Source organism: Flavobacterium sp. NLM, assembly GCF_002210235.1.
In the GTDB taxonomy this organism is placed as follows: domain Bacteria; phylum Bacteroidota; class Bacteroidia; order Flavobacteriales; family Flavobacteriaceae; genus Flavobacterium; species Flavobacterium panici.
This window is the reverse complement of record NZ_LIAC01000001.1, coordinates 88820-111350: the sequence shown is the minus strand read 5'-3', so window position 1 is coordinate 111350 and position 22531 is coordinate 88820. Positions and strand designations below refer to the sequence as shown.

Genomic DNA, 22531 nt, shown 5'->3' with positions numbered 1-22531 from the left:
AGGTTGACAAAAAATCAAGACTCATATATCGATTTCGTTTATATAAAAACTTAATAATCAATTACATATATTTTTTAAGGAAATAAAAAATCAAGAATAAATATAGATGCAAACTTGATAATTTAAGGCTCTGAAAATGAGAATATAAAAAAATTAGGTCTCATTTATAATGACATTCGCTTTTTATAATTATTTTTTTTCCAATTTGTAAATTCAATGAAATTGGCCTACTTTCATTTAATCAAAATTCATCTTAAAACTTTAGATAACTAAATGATCGAGAAACCTTTACATATAGAAACTCCGCAGCTTATTATTCGACATTTAACATTATCTGACTTATCAGACTTTATTATTTATCGTTCCAATCCAGAAGTTACAAAATATCAGGGTTTTGATGTTATGACAATGGAACAGGCAGAAGATTTTATTACAGATAATTCGAGTAAGTATTTTGGCAAAGCCGGAGAATGGGTACAATACGGAATTGAAAATCGCACAACAGGAAAACTTATTGGTGACTGCGCCATAAAACTTGACGAATATGATCCAAGAATTGCCGAAATAGGAATCACGGTTTCACATCTGGAACAAAAAAAAGGTTATGCTAAAGAAGTTTTTTTGGGGATTTTATCATTTTTGTTTGATGAAATAAAAATTCACCGCGTAGTCGAAATTGTTGATGCAGAAAATATTGCTTCAATTAATCTGCTAAAGACTATTGGTTTTAGACAAGAAGGACATTTTATTGAAAATATATTTTTTAAAGGAAAATGGGGAAGCGAATTTCAATATGCAATGCTAAAAAGAGAATGGGACGAAAAGTAGTTCTTTAATGGTTTGAACAGCAAACTATTACTAACGTCTTTTTTCGTATTTTTGTAAAAACTCAATATTCCATGAAACGTTCCGGTACAGCAGATCTTCCATTACATTATGGGCAAGTTCCTTTATGGCTATCTGAACGTATGGCTAAACTTGGCTTTGCAATTGTTGAAACGATTGCTATGGAATTTTCAACTTCCGAAGTTATAAGTAAACTCAGCAATCCTTTTTGGTTTCAGAGTTTTGGCGCTGTTATGGGAATGGACTGGCACTCGTCAGGAATTACAACTTCTGTACTTGGAGCCTTAAAAAAATCGGTAAACCCGCATTCAAAAGAACTCGGAATATACATTTGCGGCGGCAAAGGCAAACATTCACTTTTAACACCGCAGGAACTTTTATTTGTGGGCGAAAAAACAGGGCTTGACGGAAGCAATCTCGCCAATTGCAGCAAACTTACGGCTAAAGTAGACAACACGGCTATTCAGGACGGATTTCAATTGTATCAGCATAATTTTATTGTAGATAATAAAGGACAATGGGCGGTTATTCAGCAGGGAATGAATCCAGATTCTAAAACTGCCAGAAGATACCATTGGCATTCGCAGGATTTAAAATCTTTTATAAATGAGCCACATACTTTTATTTATGGCGAAAATCAAGGTACTATTTTAAATCTTACGGCTCAGGCGGCAGAAAAATCGAGAGAAGGTATTTTAGAATTATCAAAAGAATCTCCAGCAAAAATCATGAAAGAAATGCAATATCTTTCTATGCCTGCGCATCATGATGTTAGAATGGAAGATGTGAATATGAAAAGACTTGGAGCAATGCTGTGGACAACGCACGAAAACAGGCCCGAAGATTTTCAGGAATTATTGCTTTTAAAAGGCATGGGACCAAGAGCTTTGCAGTCGTTAGCTTTGGTTAGCGAGATTATTTACGGCACTCCTACCCGATTTGAAGATCCTGCACGCTTTTCATTTGCTCACGGCGGAAAAGACGGACATCCGTTTCCTGTTCCTGTAAAAATATACGATGAAACTATCGATACTTTGCAAAGAGCCATTAATCGTGCTAAAATTGGAAACAGCGATAAAATAGACGCGATTAAAAAGCTATCTGAAATCTCCAGAAAAGCCGAAGAAAGTTTTACGCCCAATGATAATTTTGATGCTTTGATTCAAAAAGAACGTGATGAATCTTATAAATATGGCGGAAGAACTATTTTTGGCGATGCAAAACCTCCAAAAAATAAACCTTCAAATCCCAATAATCAACTGGAATTGTTTTAAGATTTAATTCAAAAACAGCATAAAAAAAACTCCAAAATCAAATGACTTTGGAGTTTTTTTAGTTTTTTCAAACTTGTATGTTTATTACATTTCGTTCAAGTCGTTGAATTCGTGTAAAGATTTTAATGTGTTTTCGTAGAATAAAATTGCTGCGATAAGGTTTCCTTTATCAGAGTAAGGCATCATTTTTCTTTGAAATTCTACTGTAGTATCTAAGAAAGTAGAAGTACCAATTGCTTGGTTATCTAAGATTTTTTTGTGGTCTCCATCGTCTGGAATACCTAAATCTGCCATAGTAACTCCTGGTTTTGTAACCAATGCGATGTAAGGAAGAGTTTTCACTAAAACTTTAATACGCTCGATGTACAATTCTAAAAGTTCACCTTTTTGCATTCCGCTTAATTCTTTTTGATCGTGGTATTTACGAATTAAGGCTGTTGTACTGATGATACTTCTTGGGGCATTTTTTGCTTGTGCCATGATAGCGCCAGTCGTCAAGAAGAAAAGGGCACATAATAGTATAATTTTGCTCTTCATTTTGTAGATGTAAATTAGTTGTTGGTTGTGACAAAAATATATAAATTAACTTAAATCACAACTTATTTCATTTCTTTTTTTTAGAAAACTTTAACAATGAGTGTAATATCATTCAATTTCGTCATCATAAGTAAGAGTATCTTTAGGAATTTCGGCGATTTGATGACTATTTCTTATATCGTCTGGCGACTTTATAATTCTAAATCTTCCCGGATATTTTATCCAAATACTCTTTTTATTGCCGTAATAATCCATAAATTCTTCGCAAACAAACACCGCATGTGCGTTTGACCAGGCCACAACGCCGCAAAATTCATTTCCGGATTGTCGCTTTAATTTTTGAATTTGTTTGCCTTTTTCAAATCCCAGATATTTATAAATAGTTGGTGTATAAACTTCACCATCTTCTAAATCTTCCAGTGCTTTATCAAAAGTGGCATCTTTGTCAATAATCTGTTTGTATTTTGCCATTACTGCGTAAGCCAGTATTGCATAGTCTGTTATGGCTTCGGCCTCACAATTATCTTTAATCAAAACAAACCCGGCAGAAAATCTGGCTTTATCGAGTTCAGCACTTTTTAGAGTAAAGGAAGCATTATTTTTTAGTGTAATTTTTTGCTCGTTTTCGTTTATTTTCTGAGTTATAAAAAGATTGTCTAACCCGTAAATATTTAAAGCGGCCTTGATTAAAGCAATCGATGAGCAGTTGGTACGTTCTCCTTGTTTAAAGCTTTCCCATATTTGATCTGAGCTCAATTGAGAGTAACAATTTGAATAACCGAATATTAAAAATAAAAATATTGAGGTAACGGATTTCATTGTCTTTGGCTTTTATAATTGTTTCCAAAAAACTAATTTTTGGAAATTATAGATTTGCAAATCTATAAAAATCAAACCATAGTTTTTTTTACTTCGCAAAATTTATTAACAAATATAAACTGCTGTCTGGTTGAATACTTAGCAAAGCATTGTCATTATTGTTAGTAAACAATTATTATGAAGTCAAAATAAAAACGTCTCAAACATGAATTTGAGACGTTTTAAAATTATTTTTTTTCTTCGTTGTTCAACTTATCGTCAAAATCAGGTTCTTTACCTTTAAATTTATGAGTATCAACATCATATTTCTCGTCGTTTGTTAAAACTTCATCATGATCTTTATATTGATGTTTTCTCATGTCACTTCGATTATCAGAACCACTCTTTGGAGTGTTATTCGGATTTGGATTTTTTGCATTCATAACTCTAAGTTTTAAATTTTATTAAAATTACTTAAACTCAAAATCAAACACTTATATAATCATTTTTAAAAGTTACAGGATCTTACTTTTTACCAAACAAGCTAAATCTTAATGTTTCTTCGGATCATATAACATTGCCGTACATAAACAGTTTTTTCTTTCTTTACTGCTTAATATCGGACAATTGACACAGGATTTACAGTTTTCCCAAAAAACATCATCGGTAGTTAATTCGGAATAAGTAACGGGTTCAAAACCGAGTTCGTGGTTCATTTTCATTACTGCCAAACCTGTAGTAAGACTGAATATTTTGGCTTCGGGATATTTTTGACGGCTTAACTCAAAAATTTTTCTTTTAATGTTTTTTGCAAGTCCGGTATGTCTGAATTCGGGAGCCACTATTAAACCTGAATTTGAAACAAAACGGCCATTATCCCAGGAAGAAATAAAAGAAAATCCGGCCCATCTTCCGTCTAATGCAAAAGCAATAACAGCTTCACCTTTTTCTATTTTTTCTTTAAGAAGTTCCGGCGACCGTCCGGAAATTCCAGTTCCGCGCGCTAAAGCAGATGATAATGTCATGTCGCAAATTTCCTGAACCCAAAAAATATGATCGGAATTAGCTGTTTCAACCCAAAATTCAATTGGATCTTCAGGATTTTGATTGTGGGAAAATAAGTTGGTTTTATCTAAAATGGAGGCAGACAGAAAATCTTTGTCTGAAAAATCTACGGGCGGTTCTTGGGTTTTCATATTTGATTTATCGCATTTTAATTTAGTAATAAAGCGTAATTCTATAATTCAAACACGTCTTTCAAATTAGAGACCAAATGTAGTATTACAATTAAAAACCAAACATTACTCTCTGTTTACAAGCATTTTGTATTAAAAACACAAAATAGTGGCGTTTATAAAATACTTCTCAAAATGATACGTTTTTATCATTTTGATTTAATAGTATCCATAAACATCATAATCTAATTTTCTTCCTGATACAGACAGATTTAAGAACAAGCTGACGAGTTTTATTTAATATTATTCTATTTTTGCATTTTACTTTTCATTAGAATGAGCAAGCCCCAACAACCTCTACCACACAACGAAACAGAACGTTTAGCAGCATTAAAACGTTATAATATATTGGACTCACTTCCTGAGCATATATTTGACGATGCTACCAAATTAGTCTCTTATATATGTGCCGTGCCTATTGCACACATATCTTTTATAGATGAAACCAGACAATGGTTTAAATCTGAAATTGGAATTGGAGTATCTGAAGTGCCGCGTGAAATTAGTTTTTGCCGTTATACTATTTTAGATTCCGAAATGGTTGAAATTGGCGATACCCATTTAAACGAACGATTTAAAGACGATCCTAATGTAGTCGATGGTTTTAAAGTTAGGTTCTATGCCGGAATCCCGCTTACAACTCCTGAAGGTTATAATATTGGAACTATCTGCGCGATCGATCACATTTCGAAAGAACTGAATGAAAATCAAAAAAATGCGCTTTCGATTGTAGCAAAGCATATTATCAATCAACTCGAATTAAGAACTAAAAATATTGAACTTGCTGCGCAGAAAAAAATTGCGCAACGTGCCGTATTAGCAAAAGACAGCTTTTTGGCCAATATGAGTCACGAGATCAGAACGCCTTTAAATGCTATTATTGGTTTTACGGATCTTCTTGCCCAAACAAGGCTTGATACTATTCAGCGCGATTATATTAATAGTGTCCAAATTGCAGAAGAAAACCTGCTTTTAATCGTGAATGATATTCTGGATTTATCCAAAATCGAATCGGGAAACCTGACTATCGATGCCCATCCATTCAATTTAAAAAATACCCTTAAGCATATCTATGATTTATTAAAGGTAAAAGTTCCTGCCAATGTCGAATTTAATCTTTTCCTGGATGCCGATATGCCGGAAATGGTTATTGGCGATCAGGGAAGACTGAATCAAATACTGGTGAATCTTGCCGGAAACTCCCTTAAATTCACTGAAGAAGGCGAAGTTACCGTTTCTGTAAAAAAGACTGCTGAAACAGCTGATAATTATTCGCTTAGATTCTCTGTTAAAGATACCGGAATTGGAATAGCTGAAAAGAAGCTTAAAACTATTTTTGAACGTTTTACACAAGCAGAAGAAAGTACAACACGAAAATTTGGCGGTACAGGACTTGGACTCAATATTGTAAAGCAATTAATTGAATTACAGCATTCTGAGATTCAGGTAAAAAGTAAACTGGGTCACGGTTCAGAATTTTTCTTCACTCTTACTTATAAAAAAGCTGATGATGTTGAAGAAATAAAAACAGCTTTACCGGAACATAATCAGGATAAATATAAAATACTGCTTTGTGAGGATAATGTTTTAAACCAAAAATTGGTAAAAAGCGTTATTTACAACTTTGGTTATGAAGTCGATATTGCCGAAAATGGTGAAGCAGGAATCCAATTATTATCAAAAAATAAATACGATTTAATTCTAATGGACCTTCAGATGCCTGTTAAAGACGGGTATCAAACTACGCAGTACATTAGAAATGAAATGAAGCTGAATATTCCTATTATTGCCATGACAGCGCACTCTTTGGTTGGCGAACAAGAACGCTGTTATCAGGAAGGAATGAATGGTTATGTTCCAAAACCTTTTAAACAGGCTGTACTTTTAGATGCAATAAAAACTGTAATGAACAAAGATATTCCGCTTACTCAAAAACGAAATATCGATTTGTCTTTTATAGATGAAGTTTCCTGCGGAGATCCTGATTTTCGACAAGATATGATTCATTTATTTTTAGAAAAAATCCCGAATGAAGTAACGCAATTGGAAGAAGCTATTCATAAAAATGATGTTGATACTGCCAAAAAAATTTCGCATACTATGAAATCCAGTTTAGATATTTTTTTGCTGAAGGATCTTAGCAATTATGTCTCTATTATTGAGAAAGAAGCCAATCTGGGAGAATTTAGTCCCGAAACGGTTGGTAAAATAAATACCTTACGCAGTGAAATTACTGAAATCATTGCGATTTTAAAGGATATTAAATAGCTTTAAAAAATTAAAGATTAAAAATTAAAAGCTGTCATTCATAGATTAAATATTGAGTGGCAGCTTTTAATTTTTAATTGCCTATTTTTTCGCATCCATCATTAATTTATCAAATGTTCTTGATCTACATCAATACATTTCCTATCAAATGTCAATGTTTTAAAATAAGATTTGTTTGAAATTTGTATCATAAAATACATTACTGAAAACACAAATTTTTAAAATCCTCTAAACATGGAAAATACAACTGCAAATAAAACAGGACTTGCCTCCTTCTCTCTTTACAATATTGCTTTTACGGTTTCAAATATCGATCAGTCCATTAAATGGTATTCAGAAATATTTGATTTCAAATTAGTCAGCCGTACAACATTTGCCATTCCGTCTGGATCTGCAGAAGCCGCTATTCTAAAAGCTGGCGGAATGCGCATCGAACTTTTGAATATTCCAAATCCCGAAAGAATCGAAGCTTTATTTGCCGATGCTCCGCTTCATTTAATTCCGCTTGGCAATAAATCAATTGTTTTGCAGGTTGAAGATCTGGCAGTTGCTACAAAAGAACTTGAAGAAAAAGGAGTCAATTTTGTATGGAAAGAACAATATCTGGCTGGAGATAAAATGTTATGTACCATGATTACAGATGTTGACGGAAATAAAATAAACATTTTCCAGACCAATACTCTTATCGGAAACTAACAATCATAACATTATAATTTAAGGCCGGAATTAATCTCTAATTCCGGCCTTTTTATTTCATTTAACCCGTTTATAAATACTATATCTTTGTAATTATGTTTAGTGTATTTAAAAAATATATCGAAAGTAAAGCTATTCTGTCTGATGACGAATGGGCGTTTATAGAATCTGTCAGCAATGTTAAAAAGTTCCGTAAACATCAGCTGGTTTTAAAAGAAGGCGATGTTTGGAATTTTCACGCTTTTATTTGCGACGGCTGCGTCAGACGTTATTCTGTAGATGCTGATAACATCGAACATACGATTCAGTTTTCAATCGAAAATTGGTGGACTGGCGATCGTGAAAGTTTATTAAACGAAACACCTTCCAAACTAAATATCGAAGCCATCGAAAACGCAACAGTTCTTTTAATACATAAAGACGACTTTGATAAAATCTGCGAAAAAATCCCAACCTTCAGTTCGATCATAAGCAGCATACTTCAAAAAAGTATGAATACCACCCAAAAAAGAATTCAGGCCGATATTAGTTATACCGCCGAAGAAAAATACCTTCATTTTCTTGAATTTTATCCACAGCTCGCCAATCGTGTTCCGAGGCATATGTTAGCTTCTTACTTAGGCATTACCCCCGAAACCCTAAGCAGAATAAGGAAATTAGCTTATAAAAAATAAAACAATACGTCCCGTTCTTCCATTCTCTTGATAAATGTCAAGATTTTTTGTAATAAACATCAATGACTTAACGAGTGTTCCTGACGCAACTTTGTACTATAAATATTTCACTAATTAAAATAGATACAAAATGTCAAAAACAATCTTTATTACAGGAACAAGTACAGGATTTGGAAAATTAACTGCAATCACGCTTTCAAATGCTGGTCATACCATTATTGCGGGTATGCGCGGAACAAACGGTAAAAACGAAGCCGTTGCAAAAGAACTGGCAGCTTTGCCAAATGTTGAAGTAGTTGATATTGATGTTACAAACGACGAGTCTGTAACAAAAGCATTCGAACAAACTTTAGCCAAACATGGTACAATCGATGTGCTTATAAACAATGCCGGAGTTGCCGGATATGGCGTTTGGGAATCTTGGACTTTAGACCAGATCAGAAACATGTTCGAAGTTAACTTCTACGGTGTTATTCGTACGTATCAAGCCGTTTTGCCAAGTATGCGTAAAGCTAAAAATGGTCTAATTATCAACCTTACTTCTGGCGCAAGCGGTCACACTTTACCCTTTATGGGACCTTATTTAGCTTCTAAATTTGGTGTAGAAAGTATTACAGAAGGAATTCAGGATGAATTAAGCGAATTTGGAATTGAAAACGTAAGTATTCAGCCGGGCGTTTATCCAACAGAAATGAACAACGGTCAAAAATCAGGTCTTCAAGCTGATAAAGCAGATATCATTGCTGAATACGGCGAAGAAACTGCCGCTAAATTCAACGCTCTTGGTGGTGCTTTTTATGGAAAAATGGCACAATATGACATGAATCCTCAAACTATTGCCGACGGTATTTTGTCTCTTGTAAACATGGAAAAAGGTACACGCCCTTTACGTTTACCACTTGACGCTATCGCTCAGGGAACAGATCAGGAATTTATTACTGCAAGAGCGGAGATTAAAGCGAAATGGCTTTCTGCTTACAGCAACTAATTCAACTAAAAATAAGGCTTTGCAAAACTCGTAAAGCCTTATTCACTCTTCAAAATAACTACTATGAAATCTATTATAGAAGCACTGAACTGGCGTTATGCAGCCAAGAAAATGACAGGCCAAAAAGTTCCGGATGAAATTGTACAACGCATAATTGAAGCCGCTCATCTTGCACCTTCGGGAATTGGTTTACAGCCTTATGAAATCATCGCGATCAGCAATCAAGAGCTTAAACAGCAAATTCTGCCTATCGCCATGAATCAGCCGCAAGCTGTTGAATCTTCACATTTATTGGTATTTGCAGCCTGGGATAATTATACGCCGGAAAGAATTGATGGTGTTTTTAAACATCTTAACGAACAAAGAAATCAGGAAGAAACCGTAACCGAACGTCAGAAGAATTTCGCCATTAGTTACTTTGGAAATTTCACTAAAGAAGAAAATTTCCATCACGCCGCAAAACAGGCACATATTGCACTTGGACTTTCTGTAGCCGCCGCCGCACTCGAAAAAATTGATGCAACACCAATGGAAGGTTTCAATCCCGCACAATTAGATCAATTATTAGGATTGCCCGAAAAAGGACTGAGAAGTTCCATGCTTTTGGCTTTAGGCTACAGAGACGAAACCAACGATTATAATTTAAAAGCAAAAAAGGTTAGAAAACCAATCTCGGAATTTCTAACAGAAATAAAATAATAAACAAATGAAAACAATTTATAAAACAATCTATATGTTAACGCTAACCACTATATTTTCGCAAAACACATCTGCTCAAACTCCTGTAGTTAAAGGCATTGAACACATTGGAATTACGGTTCCTGACATGAAAACGGCTCTTCCTTTTTTTAAAGATATTTTAGGATTTACGCCTGTAACAGAAATTGGCCCTTTTGAACTTGATGATGCCTGGAGAGAAAAATACAAAATTCACTCTGGCGCTCAGGTTGAAAAAATCGTATCGCTGAGAGCCGGTGACGGAGCTAATATTGAATTATTTGAATACAAATCGCCAAAGGGAAATAAAGAAGTGCCTTACGGAGATGATCTTGGCTGGAATCATACTGCTTTTTATACTGATGATATTAATAACAGCGTAAAATATCTTAAATCAAAAGGGATAACTGTTTTGAGTGATCCTAATGTAAGTACTGCGGGACCAACTGCTGGCGAATCTTGGGTTTATTTTTTAGCACCTTGGGGAGCGCAGTTTGAACTGGTTTCGTATCCTAACGGAAAAGCGTATGAAAAAGAAAATCCGCAGACTAAATTATGGTCGCCAAAATTGGCCGGAGAATCTTTTGCTATCACAAGTACAACCAAAATTACGGCTGTAAATGAAGTAGAAAAATTACTTCAATTGCATTTGGCAACTTGGGGCGAAAAAAATGTAGAGAAAAGAACCAAAAACTTCAAACTGATTTATACCGAAGATGTGAATATTGTAGATCCGTTTTTTATTTTAAACGGAACTGCTAACCTGAATCCGTTTATTGATGATCTTCAGAAAAAACATCCGGGATTTAAATTTTCTTTGGCAAAACCAATTGAAACCCATAATAATATTGCACGCCTTTTTTGGCAGTTTGGTCCAGAAAGCAAACCCGATACCATTACTGGTCAGGATGTTTTTGCAATAGAAAACAACAAAATTAAATCGCTTTACATTTTTATCGACGGATTAAAAAAATAAATATCAAAATCCTTTTAACTTTAAAATCCCGCTTTATGGCGGGATTTTTTTATTATATAAATCAAAATCGATAATTTTACCCAAACTCATTCTTATGTCTCAGGATTTTCTCGATTATTTAAAAACGAAACTTCAAATTTCTGAATCCGAATTTGAATTAATACAGGAAACTCTTATTCATAAAAATATTAAAAGAAGAAAATTTCTGCTGCAGGAAGGTGAAATTTGGCGTTATTATGCTTTTGTTTTAAAAGGGCTTTTACGCACGTATAGTGTAGACGATCGCGGTGTTGAACATATTATTGATTTTTCTTTGGAGAATTCCTGGACGGGCGATATGGAAAGTTATTCTTCTGAAATACCTTCAAATCTAAATATTGATGCTCTGGAAGATTCTGAAGTAATATTAATTTCGAAAGTAAATTTTGAAAAGCTTTTAACTGAAATTCCAGATCTTTCAAAATTCATGAAAAAGCTGTTTGAAATTAGTTTTATAGAATCTCAAAATCGGGTTTTGTCGAATATCAGTTTAACATCGGAACAAAAATATACCAATTTCCTCGATAAATTTCAGGATGTACATCCCAGATTTCCACAGCACATGATTGCTTCTTATCTTGGAATTTCTGCAGAAACACTTAGCAGAATTAGAAATCAAACTGCCAAAAAATAATTATTTTAAACACATAGGAACATAGTTTTTTGTATGACCGAAAAAATGAAATGTACACAATACTAAAATGAAATGTGTATTTTGTTTTTTTACTTCAAGTTAAGAAATAGAAGTTTACATAATTCTTGTGAATACCCATGAGATTAACCATAATTTAAAAACTTATCCTAAAAGCCTTTTGAGGAAGTTTTATCGCAGGTATTCATGTAATTTATTTTTCAAAAATAACATGCATTTTATAGTCCAGCTCAAAGAATTTTATATAAAACCATAGTATTTATTAGGTTTTTGGAATATTTTCAATTTATAAGAATGCTCATTTGATTTTTTTAGATATAAAATTATCATTTAGTAATCAAATAGTTAGTAATAGCATTTTTTAGTAGTTATTCTCATTTGAATTTAATTTATTCAATTTTTCTTTTGTCTTTTCTACAAGTTCCCACATATGATTTTTTAAATATTTTTCTTCTTTTATTTCCAAAAATATTTCTCCTGAATTATTAGGAACGGATGAGGATAATTTAAATGTAGAGTCTTTCCCAATGATAAATATAAACATATATCCATTTATTATAAATTGTGCTTTTTGGTTTGGATTATCATCAAGAAATCTAGGATTCGTAATTAATTTCTCGTCATCTTTATCAAATAAATATATGAATATTGGATAATCTTCAACATCTTTGGCATCATTGTTTAAAATCATTAACCTCAATTTTTCTTCATGCTCCGTACGAATGTTTATTTGTTCAAACATTTCATTTTTAGCAATTGAAGCTCGCCATAAAATGGATAATAATCCTAATTTTAATTTCCTGTAATCAATGTTTTTATAAATCTTAAAGTTTTTCCCGCCATATTCGAAATCACAGTTACTATTTTCATTCTCGATTAGCATAGAGTTTAAGGCTGTTTCATAACTACTGATGATTTTATTATCACATGTTGCACAAAGTAAATCTGATTCAAACATCGCTCCAAATGGATTTTTTAAATGTTGATTTCTTCCTTTTATATACTTATCTGGTAAAATTAAACTATATCTTCCCTTTTCATTTTTTAGACCAACATGAAAGAAATCCGGAATGATATGTGATTTACTAAGTAATTCTACATCCTCTTTTAAACATAATTTACATTTACCAATGTTCATTTTGACTTTGTATTTATTTAAATTACTTATATAAAATTAGTTTTAAACAAATATAAAAAAAGCCAATCGATTATGGATTGGCTTTGTAAATATGATTTTAAATAGTCTAATAAAACTAGCTATTAAAATTATAAATGCAATATAGTTATAAAGTAATTTTATAAAATTGCATTACACAGGCACATAAATTCATATTTTTTTTTATATCAAAAACGCAATTGATATAAATATTATAATAACAAAACCAATTGTCCTAAATGATAATTTTGATGATTGGTTCTGCTAATCAAAACATTAAGTTTGTTTCGTGTTGGATCTTTCTTAAAATCATCTTTGCTTACAGAAGCGTGTTTTTCAAGCCATTGTTCCGGCGACATATTTTCGATATGCTCTAACATAACAGCATTTATCTTTTCCCAGTTTTGTTTTAAAACTTCAAAATCAGGAAAAATTTTACCCGATTTATCCGGAGCAGAAACAAAAATAGGATCGAGTTCAGGATATCTTTTTTTATCAAAACCTAATAACTCAATCATGGTATCAGTTGTTGAAATAAGATGCCCCAAAAGATAAATTCCACGGTTTCTTTCGGGAGAAATTTCTTTGTAGATTTCTTCTTCAGAAAGTTTGATAATTAAATTGTGTAATCTTCTGTTAGATAAAAGCCACGCTCCTATATAAAGTTTAGTAGTTAACAAGAGCGCTTCATCGCTTTTAAAATTTGACATAATACAATGGTTTAATTATTTATAAATGTTACAAAGTTCTTGTTTCTAATTTTGGAAAACATTGATATATAATATCAAACAAATTGACTTTAATCAAGGTTTTTAGCGCATGTTTATTTAAAATAAAAAAAGGGCAGAAAACACCAGTTTTCTACCCTTTTAAAATATTCAGTATTAACAATTAATAATTAACCATTCACAATTAACAATTAACATCAATTATAAACTCATTTCTTCAAAGTCTGCTTTCGTATGCGACTTAAAGTTTCAGGTGTTATTCCTAAATAAGAAGCGACCATATGCTGCGGAACTCTTAAGGCAATATGAGCCTGTTTTTCCATAAAGTTTTTATACTTTTCTTCTGCAGAATGGCTGATACTGCTGTTAATTCGGTTTTGACTTGCGACAAAACTTCTTTCAATAATAAGGTTCACCAAATCCTGAAATTGAGGAATACTTTTGGTAAGCATTGCAAAATTATCTTTACTTATCAATAATACTTCGCTGTCTTCAATCGCATCGATATTAAATCGCGAAGGCGTTCCGTTAAGAAGGCTTTCTCTGTCTCCTATCCACCAATTTTCAATAGCAAAATTAATAATGTGTTCGTTCGATTTATCATTTACACTATACGTTCGCAAACAGCCTTTTGTTATAAAAGCATTAAAACGCCAGATATCGCCTTCCTGAAGCAGGTATTGATTTTTTCTAAGTTTGCGTACAACGGTAACTTCCCGAATCATTTCTAATTCTTCATCACTTAATTGTATCTGATTCAGTAAATATTTGGCAAAAACTTCAAACATATCTTGGGTATAAAAACTTTAAAAAGCTAATTTTTCTAGCCTAACAAAGATAATACAATTGCTCGTTTTCTATTAAAATATATAATCTGTACTCAAGAAATTAGAATCGTGATCTCTTACAATTGAGTTAAACAATTTTTTATTGGCGTCTGTAGCTTTCGTGGCAACAAGCGAACGAATTGAAAACGAACGCAATGCATCAGAAATTGATAAAGTTCCTTCTGCGCTGTCTTTTCTTCCGGTAAACGGGAAAACGTCCGGCCCGCGTTGTGACTGGCAGTTGATATTTACACGGCTTACCAAATTCACAAACGGATCAATTAAACTTGCTACTTCTCTCGGATCTTCACTAAAAATACTCACCTGCATTCCGTGCGATGCGTTAATTTGGTAATTAATTGGTTCATCGATAGAATCAAAAGGAACAACCGGAATAATTGGCCCAAATTGTTCTTCGTGATACAATTTCATTTTATCGTTTACCGGATAAACTACAGACGGAAATACGAATGAATTATTGGTATATCCTCCGTTTTCATTTATAATTTTTGCTCCATTTGCCAAAGCATCGTCCAGACAATTTTTAAGATAAGCCGGCTTATCAAATTCCGGAAGCGGTGTAATTTTTACATCTTTATCCCACGGAAGTCCAGGTTTTAAGGCTGCGACAGCTTCACTCAATTTTTGAACAAATTCATCGGCAACATCTTTTTGTACAAAAATTAATTTTAATGCTGTACAACGTTGTCCGTTAAAAGATAATGCGCCGAGTAAACATTCATTTACAGCCACATTTATATCGGCGTGTTTGGTTACGATGGCTGCATTTTTTGCATCAAGACTTAAAATAGAACGCAGTCTGTTGGCTTTTGGATGTAATTTCTTTAATCCATTTGCGACATTACTTGACCCAATAAAAGCCAATACATTTACTTTTCCGCTTTCCATTAATGGAGAAATAATCTCTGCGCCTCGTCCGTAAAGTGTGTTTACCGTTCCCGGAGGAAATGCTTCTTTAAAGGCATTCAATAACGGGTAATGTGCTAAAACACCATGTTTAGGCAATTTAAATAAAATGGTATTTCCCATTATTAAGGCCGGAATCAGCGTGGTAAAAATTTCATTTAAAGGATAATTAAATGGTCCCATACTCAAAACAACACCCAGAGAAGATCGTCTTACTTGTGCCAAAACGCCTTCTGCTTCTTCAAATCTTGAAGATTGTCTGTCTAAATCTTTTAGGGCGTCAATTGTGGCATTGATATATTCCACGGTTCGGTCAAATTCTTTGGTTGAATCCGGAAGACTTTTTCCAATTTCCCACATTAATAGTTTGATCACCAGTTCACGCTGCTGAATCATTAAATACACAAATTTCTGCATGCATTTAATTCTGTCTTCAACGCTCATTGTTGGCCAAACGCCTTGTCCGTCGTCGTAAGCTGCAACCGCTGCGTCAAGTGATTCTAATGCTTCTTTGGCAGAAGTATGCGGAATTGTTCCAACAAGTTTACGTTTAAGTCCGTCTGCTCCATTCACAAAAACGGGAGAAAAAACCTCCGTAACGTCTCCGTTCCAAGGAACTAATTTACCGTTTAAGAGATATTCTCTTTGATGGATTTCTGAAATCTGATATTCTTGGGGGATTAGATTTTCTGCTGTAAAAAGGCCGTCAATAGCCGTTAAGGATGCTTTTAAATTTTCCATATACAAATGTTTAATTGGGAATTAATTTTAATAAAATTCGTTTTTGGTTTTTAATTTATTTCCTTAACAAATTAAGGAATGTTAAGCAGAACTATGTTAAAATTCTGTTATCAGTTTCAATTCATAAGCAATCAATATACCTTTTTTATAAAACCAAAGAATTCAACACCTTACAGCTATAGAAAAAATCTTATTTATTTTATTTCGCTAATTTGGTATTGAAAATTATTGATATTTAAAAAATAGAACCGCGATTGTGCTTCAATAAAAAATTGAATTTGTGTATATACTAATTTCGCTCTAAATTTGCCCATTCTAAATTTGGTACAAAAATTTAGTTTTAAACAAACGAATATGTGGACTACTTGCCCGGAATGCCAAGGTCGTGGTAAAAAAAGTCGAAGACTTAGCAAAAAAGTACGGCTTAATTACCAAACGGCATTCGAAGAATTTGAAAAAACACAAGGCAATGGAACTCCTCCTGTTCGTCCTAAGGCTAACTTATACAAATGTTTGAACTGCAACGGATCTGGATTAGTTGAATCTAACTTTTTTCCCGAACCGGATACAGAAAATTACCCTCACGTTGCTATTATTGGTGCCGGAATTGGCGGAACTGCACTTGCTGTTGCCTGTTTACACCGCGGAATTCCTTTTACTATTTATGAGCGCGATGACAACTTCGCTGCCCGATCTCAGGGTTACGGACTTACTTTGCAGCAAGCCAGTAAAGCGATCGAAGGTTTAGGTATTTTTTCATTAAAAGACGGCGTAGTTTCTACACGACATTTAGTGCATACTCCCGAAGGAAAAGTAGTTGGCGAATGGGGAATTAGAAAATGGCTGCAGACTGATGCTAAAGTAGCTGCAAAACGTTCTAATGTGCATATCGCAAGACAATCGCTTCGCTTAGAATTACTAGAACAACTTGGCGGACATGATGTTATAAAATGGGGACATCAATTAGTTGATTTTAAAGAATGTGAGGATGAAAGTCTCGACATAAATTTTTTGGTAAATGGTGAAATAAAAAGCACCAAAGCCGATCTTATTGTGGGTGCCGATGGTATTCGCAGTTCGGTTCGAAAGCTTTTAATTGGCGATGATATTACACCTTTACGTTATTTAGATTGTATTGTAATATTGGGAATTTGCCCTTTAAGCGCGCTTGAAGGAGTTGATAGTTCTTTACTGGATTCTGCAACTGTATTTCAAACTGCAAATGGAAATGAGCGAATCTATATCATGCCGTATACTTCAGATTCTGTAATGTGGCAATTGAGTTTTCCAATGTCTGAAGACGAAGCAAAATCTTTAAGCGCTCTTGGACCTTTAGCTTTAAAAGAAGAAGCTTGCCGCAGAACACAATGGCACGATCCAATTCCGCAAATTTTAGAAGCAACTTTAGCGACTCAGATTTCGGGATATCCTGTTTACGACCGTCAATTACTCGATTCTGAATTATTAGATAAAGGAGGTTCATCAACATTGATTGGAGATGCAGCACACCCAATGAGTCCGTTTAAAGGACAAGGTGCAAATCAAGCTTTGCTGGATGCATTATCACTTGCCAGAGCAATTGCAAAAAGATGTAAACCTTTATCGCAATGGAGAAAATCCGGAATCAGGAAAAGTGTATTAACAGAGTTTGAAGCAGAAATGTTAGAACGCAGTGCAGCCAAAGTAAAAGATTCTGCAGATGCTGCACAATTTTTACATTCTGATATTGTCCTTCATGAAGGTGATGAGCCCAGAGGACGATGTTTGAAGAAAAAAGAAGCCTGACAAACTAACTGCAAATTACAACTTGCTGCTTCATAGTTAATTCCTACATTTTTTTCTTTATATTTGAGAGTCTTTTTCTGTTAATTCAGTCGTTTCATTATTTCTAAAAAACAGCTAATCGTATGGATACAGGTATTCTCTATCAAACTGAAGCGTGGGTAATTGCGCTATTGCTTTTTGTATTAATGCTTATTTCAAGTTTTATTGGAAAAGTAGCCGGAAATCATATTCGGAAGAAAAACCCTGAAGAAGAAAAAACGACAGAAACATCTTCACTTATTGCCTTGCTTTTTTTCTTACTGGCATTTACATTTAGCATGAGCAGCGATCGTTACGATTCCCGAAGAAAAATTGTGGTTGAAGAATCCAATATCATTGGTACCGCTATATTGAGAAGTGATTTATATCCGGATTCAACGCGGGCATTGTTCCGAAAAGATTTTAAGGATTATGTAGAAACAAGAATTTCGTACTATAAAGTTGGGCCCAATGTAAAAGGAATTTTAAAGGCTGATAGTTTATCACAGGTTATTTCTGCGAAGTTATGGAAACGTGCGACCACTCTTTCAAAAGATCCGGCTAATCTCGCCGCAACACAGCAAATGATTCCTGCACTTAACGACTTGATTGATGTTACTACTTCCCGCCTATCCGGAGAAAAAGCAAAAGTTCCCGAAAGTATTTTAGTGATGCTGTTTTTTCTGTCTATGATAATTGCATTTTATTCTGGATATTCTGAAGGGCTTAAAGGTAAAATTGACTGGTTAGTTCAAATTGGTTTTTGTCTTTTGGTATCGTTAGTAATTTTATTTACACTTGATTTAGACAGACCCCGCAGAGGTTTTGTAAATCTTGATGTACCTAATCAAACGATAATCGGTTTAAGGAATAATTTTAAGTAGTTTTTTCTAACAATTATCATCATTTTTTTGTCTTTTTCTGGTTACTTGGCAAGCTAATTTTACATATATTGCCATGAAAGCACGCGTGTGTTTTTATCGACGCCTTTAGTTTAATATGACCGGATATACATTAAAATGAATACGAATACAATTACCGCATCAAACCTGCAAACGAAACAACATTTTGAAATTCTCGACGGACTAAGAGGCATTGCTGCGATTGCGGTTGTGATTTTTCATTTTATGGAATGGGTTTTTACAGATCCTGCCCAAAATTTTATCGGACACGGATTTTTGGCGGTCGATTTTTTCTTCTGTCTTTCCGGATTTGTAATTGGTTATGCTTATGATGATCGTATAGCAAAAATGGGGCTTCGTAAGTTTTTTATTTCGAGAATTATTAGGCTTCATCCACTTGTAATTATAGGTTCTGTGTTAGGTTTACTGGCGTTTTTGTTTGATCCTTTTGGTGGTCATCCAGAATTGTATAGTACGGGTAAAATTATTCTAACTTTTATCTGTTCTTTATTTCTTATTCCGCTGCCTGTAATTGCTGATCGTGGTTTTAATTTGTTCAGCTTTAATGCTCCGGCGTGGTCGCTTTTTTGGGAATATATTGCAAATATTATGTATGCTTTTGTACTGTGTCGCATTAATCGATTTTACCTTCAAATTCTAACAATTCTGGCTGCTTTGGCAATTTGCTATGTGGCTTATAATTCAGATAATTTATTGGGAGGCTGGAGCGGTCCGACATTTTGGGATGGCTGCGCCCGAATTTCTTATTCTTTTTTAGCGGGTTTGCTTATTTATCGCTGTAACTGGGTTATTAAAAACAAATTGGGGTTTATCAGCCTGACAATATTTTTGCTTATGGCTTTCGTAATGCCATCTTCAGAATGGAACTGGCTGTCTGAACCTTTGGTAGTTTTGTTTTATTTTCCTTTGTTAATTGCTTTGGGCGCGGGTGCAGAACTAACACCAAACCTTAAAAAAATCTGCGTATTTTCCGGAAAGATTTCTTATCCGTTATACATGACGCATTATGCCGCCTTGTGGATGTTTGGCAATTATTATACTTCGCATAAACCAGATACTTTACAGCTTACTATTATTACTATTTCCGGAACGATTTTGTTGGTTGCATTTGCTTATTTAGTAATGTTTTTTTATGATATTCCGCTTCGAAAATATTTGAGTGAGAAATGGAATGGAAAAGCGGTTAAATAAGTTATTTAAAATATTAAAACTCAATTCAAATACTTAAATATGTATAAAAATACGCTGATTTTTTTCTTATCTGTTTTACTTTTTTATGCCTGCAATAAAGTTGAAAAAAAGCCAATCAAAAAAACTGCAATTGTAAGCGATACTTTATCCAAAAAAGATACTTTAACCGTTGCACACCCGTCGGCAGAAGTATATTTTGATCCTGTTAATACTGTGATCAAAGAAGAATTTAAAGATTCTTTGTCTGCAAAATTCTCAGATTTGTCAACTGATGATAAATTTATTATTACTGTTCCAAAGGGAAATATAAATGAGACAACATCAGTATTTCAAATTTTTAACAGCATTGGTGAATTGATATATGAAAAATCTTTTAAAACAAGATACATAGCAAATGGTTATCATTTGATACATATTAAAAATGATGAAGAAATGGAAAAGTACATTTTAACTACAGCTAAAGAAATGGTTGATCCAGATTCTCTTACCGATATATCTGATAAAAATGAAATAGGAAAAGATGATATTTTTGGTCAGCCAAAAGATGAGTTTATGAACTACGATGTCTTTATAGAATGCCAAAATGATAAAAGACCTTTGTTCCCGATTTCACTTTCAGAAGAAGATATGACTTATATTGGATATTCTAAAAAACTGAAAAAAGCAGTTGATATTATAGGCTGCTGTTAATCATCTTTATAAAAACATTTCGAAATCTATCTAAAAATATCCGATGCAAAAAACAACTTTTATACTCTTTATAATTTCATTTTCTCTCTTCCTTTCTTGTCAGGAAAAAAGGAAAGAACACAAGAATATCCCATTAAAAGAAATAGCAGAAGATAACTCAAAATTAGAATCAGAAATAAAAGAGGATAGCATTTATCCTGTTTATGATCTGGCAGATAACACTACAGCTATTGTTATCACCATGTTTGAATCTGATACAATATCCAAATACGAAGAAATCTACAGAAGAATAAATGAAACAGATTCTTTAGAGTCTGGTTTTTATGATCCTAAATCTGTAAAAAATATAAAACTTGAATTTTATGATACTTTAGGAATTGTCAAACTTATTAAAAGTAAAAACTTAGAAAAGGAGATTAAAAAAATCATCGAACCTAAATATTATGTTTACGGAACTAAAGGTTTTGCAGAAATGAAGGTTGATGAAGTAATCTGTAGAATTGATGATTGCAGAGAAAATTTCATTGGCCTGACCATCAAGAATTTTGATACTGCTAAAAACGGCAAACCACTTTTATGTTCTAAAAAACCATTAAATCTAAATTACGGAAAAGGCTATTTTCCCATTCAAAGAAAAATTCAAAAAATGGATGACAGCATCGTTTACAGATATAGTGATGAAGACAGCACCAAAGTAAAAGTGTTTGCTAATATTGGTCCTGCCTATTTTGTTTATAATGATGATTTTTTGTGGGGAAAAACTTCCGCTAAATCGAAAACCAAATTTCCCGAAAGAAGAATCCTTATTCAGCAAAAAAACGATAAATTTAAAACAATATATGTTGAAGGATTAGATTTGCATGGTTATCGCTGCGATTAAATCTAAAGCTATGGCAGCGATACATATTGTTTGTATTCTATTTTATTATCGCTGTTTTTATAAAAAACATAAGTATCTTCGCCGCCTTGATAAAACAAGTTTATTTTTAATGTATCCTGCTCAACCCATGTGTAGGTAACGTCTGCATCAGGAGCTTTCCATTCCTTATTTTTCTGTGGTAATTTTTTCAATAAATTCTTTTGTTCGTAATCTGGCGACTCCTTATAAAATATTTCATAAGCGCCGTCAAATGTAGTTTCATTGCATACACAGGTTTTATTTAAAGGATCATCATATCTCGACATACCGTTGTCGTTTTCTTTGCATTTGAAAAGAACTTCGGTAGGTTTTTCAGTCTCCTCAACCTCAATAATAGTGTCAGTATCTTTATTCTTTTTTAAAAGATCTTCTGAATTGCTGCTATTCTCTTTTTTTACATCTAAAGATTTATTCTCCTCATTTTGATGTTTGCAGCTTATTAATACTAGTGCGGTTATTAATAGAAATAGTGTTTTTTTAATCATTTTTATTTTCAGTTTTATCTTCTAAAGTTACTTTTCCAAAATTTATTTTCTCCATCTCGTACATAAAAGGCATATGAGAACCTGCTACCCATTCTCCATTTCGAAAAATAAAAGATAAATGTCTTCTAATAGAGCTTTCAGGAGTGAAAATTTGAAGATTATCTTTTTCATTAGGCTCATAATCGAAATCGAAACAATTTTTACTGTTAAGATCAACAAGCATTCTTTCATTTGTCAAATCTTCCGTTAAAGCTTTCTCCGGCATATACCCCATTCCATCCATTGTAGTTTTACTCCAGCCCAAACATTTTTCTAACGTCCAGGTAAAATCGACACGCCTTTTTTGTCTGTTTTTACGGGAATTCTTGTGGTGAATAATGGTATCCATTCCGTTGGGAATGCAGGTACAAAGTTTGATTTCTTTTCCGTTTTGACACATAT

Annotated in this window: 24 protein-coding genes; 14 read left to right on the top strand and 10 right to left on the bottom strand. The window is 33.4% G+C overall.

Features of this window, described 5'->3' with window-relative positions:
• Positions 1 to 273 precede the first annotated feature (273 nt).
• Both APR43_RS00490 and APR43_RS00485 read left to right on the top strand, forming a co-directional pair.
• Positions 274 to 828, top strand: a complete 555-nt coding sequence (locus APR43_RS00490; protein WP_053470392.1) for a GNAT family N-acetyltransferase — start codon at positions 274 to 276, stop codon at positions 826 to 828.
• A 71-nt stretch (positions 829 to 899) separates the two neighbouring features.
• Positions 900 to 2120 (top strand): DUF763 domain-containing protein, encoded by a 1221-nt coding sequence (locus tag APR43_RS00485; RefSeq protein WP_053470391.1) that lies wholly within the window; start codon positions 900 to 902, stop codon positions 2118 to 2120.
• Between the two features lie 84 nt (positions 2121 to 2204).
• On the opposite strand, the gene APR43_RS00480 is transcribed toward APR43_RS00485, so the two are convergent.
• The 4 genes from APR43_RS00480 to APR43_RS00465 form a co-directional block, all read right to left on the bottom strand.
• Positions 2205 to 2657: a hypothetical protein gene (locus tag APR43_RS00480; RefSeq protein WP_053470390.1), complete on the bottom strand. Its 453-nt coding sequence runs from the start codon at positions 2655 to 2657 to the stop codon at positions 2205 to 2207.
• Positions 2658 to 2765: 108 nt separating this feature from the next.
• Complete coding sequence (locus APR43_RS00475; RefSeq protein ID WP_240514904.1) at positions 2766 to 3476, bottom strand: hypothetical protein; 711 nt, start codon at positions 3474 to 3476, stop codon at positions 2766 to 2768.
• A gap of 227 nt (positions 3477 to 3703) precedes the next feature.
• Positions 3704 to 3898 carry a hypothetical protein gene (locus APR43_RS00470; RefSeq protein ID WP_053470389.1) on the bottom strand — a complete coding sequence of 65 codons (195 nt, stop codon included), beginning with the start codon at positions 3896 to 3898 and terminating at the stop codon, positions 3704 to 3706.
• A 108-nt stretch (positions 3899 to 4006) separates the two neighbouring features.
• Positions 4007 to 4651 (bottom strand): N-acetyltransferase, encoded by a 645-nt coding sequence (locus tag APR43_RS00465; protein WP_053470388.1) that lies wholly within the window; start codon positions 4649 to 4651, stop codon positions 4007 to 4009.
• A 315-nt stretch (positions 4652 to 4966) separates the two neighbouring features.
• On the opposite strand from APR43_RS00465, the gene APR43_RS00460 reads away from it, so the two are divergent.
• From APR43_RS00460 to APR43_RS00430, 7 genes are all read left to right on the top strand, one after another.
• On the top strand, positions 4967 to 6958 hold the full coding sequence (locus APR43_RS00460; RefSeq protein WP_053470387.1) for an ATP-binding protein: 1992 nt from the start codon (positions 4967 to 4969) through the stop codon (positions 6956 to 6958).
• Positions 6959 to 7192: 234 nt separating this feature from the next.
• Positions 7193 to 7654: a VOC family protein gene (locus APR43_RS00455; protein ID WP_053470386.1), complete on the top strand. Its 462-nt coding sequence runs from the start codon at positions 7193 to 7195 to the stop codon at positions 7652 to 7654.
• A gap of 95 nt (positions 7655 to 7749) precedes the next feature.
• Positions 7750 to 8328 carry a Crp/Fnr family transcriptional regulator gene (locus tag APR43_RS00450; protein ID WP_053470385.1) on the top strand — a complete coding sequence of 193 codons (579 nt, stop codon included), beginning with the start codon at positions 7750 to 7752 and terminating at the stop codon, positions 8326 to 8328.
• Positions 8329 to 8458: 130 nt separating this feature from the next.
• Entirely contained in the window at positions 8459 to 9316 is an 858-nt protein-coding gene (locus APR43_RS00445; RefSeq protein ID WP_053470384.1) for an SDR family oxidoreductase, read from the top strand.
• A 63-nt stretch (positions 9317 to 9379) separates the two neighbouring features.
• On the top strand, positions 9380 to 10015 hold the full coding sequence (locus APR43_RS00440; RefSeq protein ID WP_053470383.1) for an NAD(P)H-dependent oxidoreductase: 636 nt from the start codon (positions 9380 to 9382) through the stop codon (positions 10013 to 10015).
• A 7-nt stretch (positions 10016 to 10022) separates the two neighbouring features.
• Entirely contained in the window at positions 10023 to 11009 is a 987-nt protein-coding gene (locus tag APR43_RS00435; protein ID WP_053470382.1) for a VOC family protein, read from the top strand.
• Positions 11010 to 11103: 94 nt separating this feature from the next.
• Positions 11104 to 11682, top strand: coding sequence for a Crp/Fnr family transcriptional regulator (locus APR43_RS00430; protein ID WP_053470381.1), 579 nt, complete (start codon positions 11104 to 11106; stop codon positions 11680 to 11682).
• A gap of 379 nt (positions 11683 to 12061) precedes the next feature.
• Here the strand turns inward: APR43_RS00430 and APR43_RS00425 are convergent, their stop codons facing one another.
• From APR43_RS00425 to APR43_RS00410, 4 genes are all read right to left on the bottom strand, one after another.
• Positions 12062 to 12838 (bottom strand): hypothetical protein, encoded by a 777-nt coding sequence (locus tag APR43_RS00425; RefSeq protein ID WP_053470380.1) that lies wholly within the window; start codon positions 12836 to 12838, stop codon positions 12062 to 12064.
• 230 nt (positions 12839 to 13068) lie between these two features.
• Positions 13069 to 13566: a DinB family protein gene (locus APR43_RS00420; protein ID WP_053470379.1), complete on the bottom strand. Its 498-nt coding sequence runs from the start codon at positions 13564 to 13566 to the stop codon at positions 13069 to 13071.
• 227 nt (positions 13567 to 13793) lie between these two features.
• Positions 13794 to 14372: a Crp/Fnr family transcriptional regulator gene (locus APR43_RS00415; protein WP_053470378.1), complete on the bottom strand. Its 579-nt coding sequence runs from the start codon at positions 14370 to 14372 to the stop codon at positions 13794 to 13796.
• 72 nt (positions 14373 to 14444) lie between these two features.
• Positions 14445 to 16079, bottom strand: a complete 1635-nt coding sequence (locus tag APR43_RS00410; protein ID WP_053470377.1) for an NADP-dependent glyceraldehyde-3-phosphate dehydrogenase — start codon at positions 16077 to 16079, stop codon at positions 14445 to 14447.
• 354 nt (positions 16080 to 16433) lie between these two features.
• On the opposite strand from APR43_RS00410, the gene APR43_RS00405 reads away from it, so the two are divergent.
• The 5 genes from APR43_RS00405 (at position 16434) to APR43_RS00385 (ending at position 21566) form a co-directional block, all read left to right on the top strand.
• A complete protein-coding gene (locus APR43_RS00405) occupies positions 16434 to 17864 on the top strand; it encodes an FAD-dependent oxidoreductase (RefSeq protein ID WP_053470376.1) in 1431 nt (476 codons plus the stop codon).
• A 122-nt stretch (positions 17865 to 17986) separates the two neighbouring features.
• Complete coding sequence (locus APR43_RS00400) at positions 17987 to 18766, top strand: DUF4239 domain-containing protein (RefSeq protein WP_053470375.1); 780 nt, start codon at positions 17987 to 17989, stop codon at positions 18764 to 18766.
• A 135-nt stretch (positions 18767 to 18901) separates the two neighbouring features.
• Positions 18902 to 19996 (top strand): acyltransferase family protein, encoded by a 1095-nt coding sequence (locus tag APR43_RS00395; RefSeq protein ID WP_053470374.1) that lies wholly within the window; start codon positions 18902 to 18904, stop codon positions 19994 to 19996.
• Positions 19997 to 20035: 39 nt separating this feature from the next.
• On the top strand, positions 20036 to 20686 hold the full coding sequence (locus APR43_RS00390) for a hypothetical protein (RefSeq protein WP_053470373.1): 651 nt from the start codon (positions 20036 to 20038) through the stop codon (positions 20684 to 20686).
• A gap of 43 nt (positions 20687 to 20729) precedes the next feature.
• Positions 20730 to 21566 carry a hypothetical protein gene (locus APR43_RS00385; RefSeq protein ID WP_053470372.1) on the top strand — a complete coding sequence of 279 codons (837 nt, stop codon included), beginning with the start codon at positions 20730 to 20732 and terminating at the stop codon, positions 21564 to 21566.
• 8 nt (positions 21567 to 21574) lie between these two features.
• Here the strand turns inward: APR43_RS00385 and APR43_RS00380 are convergent, their stop codons facing one another.
• A complete protein-coding gene (locus APR43_RS00380) occupies positions 21575 to 22090 on the bottom strand; it encodes a hypothetical protein (protein WP_053470371.1) in 516 nt (171 codons plus the stop codon).
• Positions 22083 to 22529, bottom strand: coding sequence for a hypothetical protein (locus tag APR43_RS00375; protein WP_053470370.1), 447 nt, complete (start codon positions 22527 to 22529; stop codon positions 22083 to 22085). The genes APR43_RS00380 and APR43_RS00375 overlap by 8 nt, the downstream gene beginning before the upstream one ends.
• Positions 22530 to 22531 lie beyond the last annotated feature (2 nt).

Coding starts and splice junctions, on each gene's coding strand:
- APR43_RS00425 (WP_053470380.1), bottom strand. CDS start 12,838: ATGAACATTGGTAAATGTAAATTATGTTTAAAAGAGGATGTAGAATTA.
- APR43_RS00405 (WP_053470376.1), top strand. CDS start 16,434: ATGTGGACTACTTGCCCGGAATGCCAAGGTCGTGGTAAAAAAAGTCGA.
- APR43_RS00390 (WP_053470373.1), top strand. CDS start 20,036: ATGTATAAAAATACGCTGATTTTTTTCTTATCTGTTTTACTTTTTTAT.
- APR43_RS00445 (WP_053470384.1), top strand. CDS start 8,459: ATGTCAAAAACAATCTTTATTACAGGAACAAGTACAGGATTTGGAAAA.
- APR43_RS00400 (WP_053470375.1), top strand. CDS start 17,987: ATGGATACAGGTATTCTCTATCAAACTGAAGCGTGGGTAATTGCGCTA.
- APR43_RS00490 (WP_053470392.1), top strand. CDS start 274: ATGATCGAGAAACCTTTACATATAGAAACTCCGCAGCTTATTATTCGA.
- APR43_RS00410 (WP_053470377.1), bottom strand. CDS start 16,079: ATGGAAAATTTAAAAGCATCCTTAACGGCTATTGACGGCCTTTTTACA.
- APR43_RS00485 (WP_053470391.1), top strand. CDS start 900: ATGAAACGTTCCGGTACAGCAGATCTTCCATTACATTATGGGCAAGTT.
- APR43_RS00475 (WP_240514904.1), bottom strand. CDS start 3,476: ATGAAATCCGTTACCTCAATATTTTTATTTTTAATATTCGGTTATTCA.
- APR43_RS00455 (WP_053470386.1), top strand. CDS start 7,193: ATGGAAAATACAACTGCAAATAAAACAGGACTTGCCTCCTTCTCTCTT.
- APR43_RS00450 (WP_053470385.1), top strand. CDS start 7,750: ATGTTTAGTGTATTTAAAAAATATATCGAAAGTAAAGCTATTCTGTCT.
- APR43_RS00470 (WP_053470389.1), bottom strand. CDS start 3,898: ATGAATGCAAAAAATCCAAATCCGAATAACACTCCAAAGAGTGGTTCT.
- APR43_RS00375 (WP_053470370.1), bottom strand. CDS start 22,529: ATGTGTCAAAACGGAAAAGAAATCAAACTTTGTACCTGCATTCCCAAC.
- APR43_RS00380 (WP_053470371.1), bottom strand. CDS start 22,090: ATGATTAAAAAAACACTATTTCTATTAATAACCGCACTAGTATTAATA.
- APR43_RS00415 (WP_053470378.1), bottom strand. CDS start 14,372: ATGTTTGAAGTTTTTGCCAAATATTTACTGAATCAGATACAATTAAGT.
- APR43_RS00435 (WP_053470382.1), top strand. CDS start 10,023: ATGAAAACAATTTATAAAACAATCTATATGTTAACGCTAACCACTATA.
- APR43_RS00440 (WP_053470383.1), top strand. CDS start 9,380: ATGAAATCTATTATAGAAGCACTGAACTGGCGTTATGCAGCCAAGAAA.
- APR43_RS00430 (WP_053470381.1), top strand. CDS start 11,104: ATGTCTCAGGATTTTCTCGATTATTTAAAAACGAAACTTCAAATTTCT.
- APR43_RS00465 (WP_053470388.1), bottom strand. CDS start 4,651: ATGAAAACCCAAGAACCGCCCGTAGATTTTTCAGACAAAGATTTTCTG.
- APR43_RS00395 (WP_053470374.1), top strand. CDS start 18,902: ATGAATACGAATACAATTACCGCATCAAACCTGCAAACGAAACAACAT.
- APR43_RS00420 (WP_053470379.1), bottom strand. CDS start 13,566: ATGTCAAATTTTAAAAGCGATGAAGCGCTCTTGTTAACTACTAAACTT.
- APR43_RS00480 (WP_053470390.1), bottom strand. CDS start 2,657: ATGAAGAGCAAAATTATACTATTATGTGCCCTTTTCTTCTTGACGACT.
- APR43_RS00385 (WP_053470372.1), top strand. CDS start 20,730: ATGCAAAAAACAACTTTTATACTCTTTATAATTTCATTTTCTCTCTTC.
- APR43_RS00460 (WP_053470387.1), top strand. CDS start 4,967: ATGAGCAAGCCCCAACAACCTCTACCACACAACGAAACAGAACGTTTA.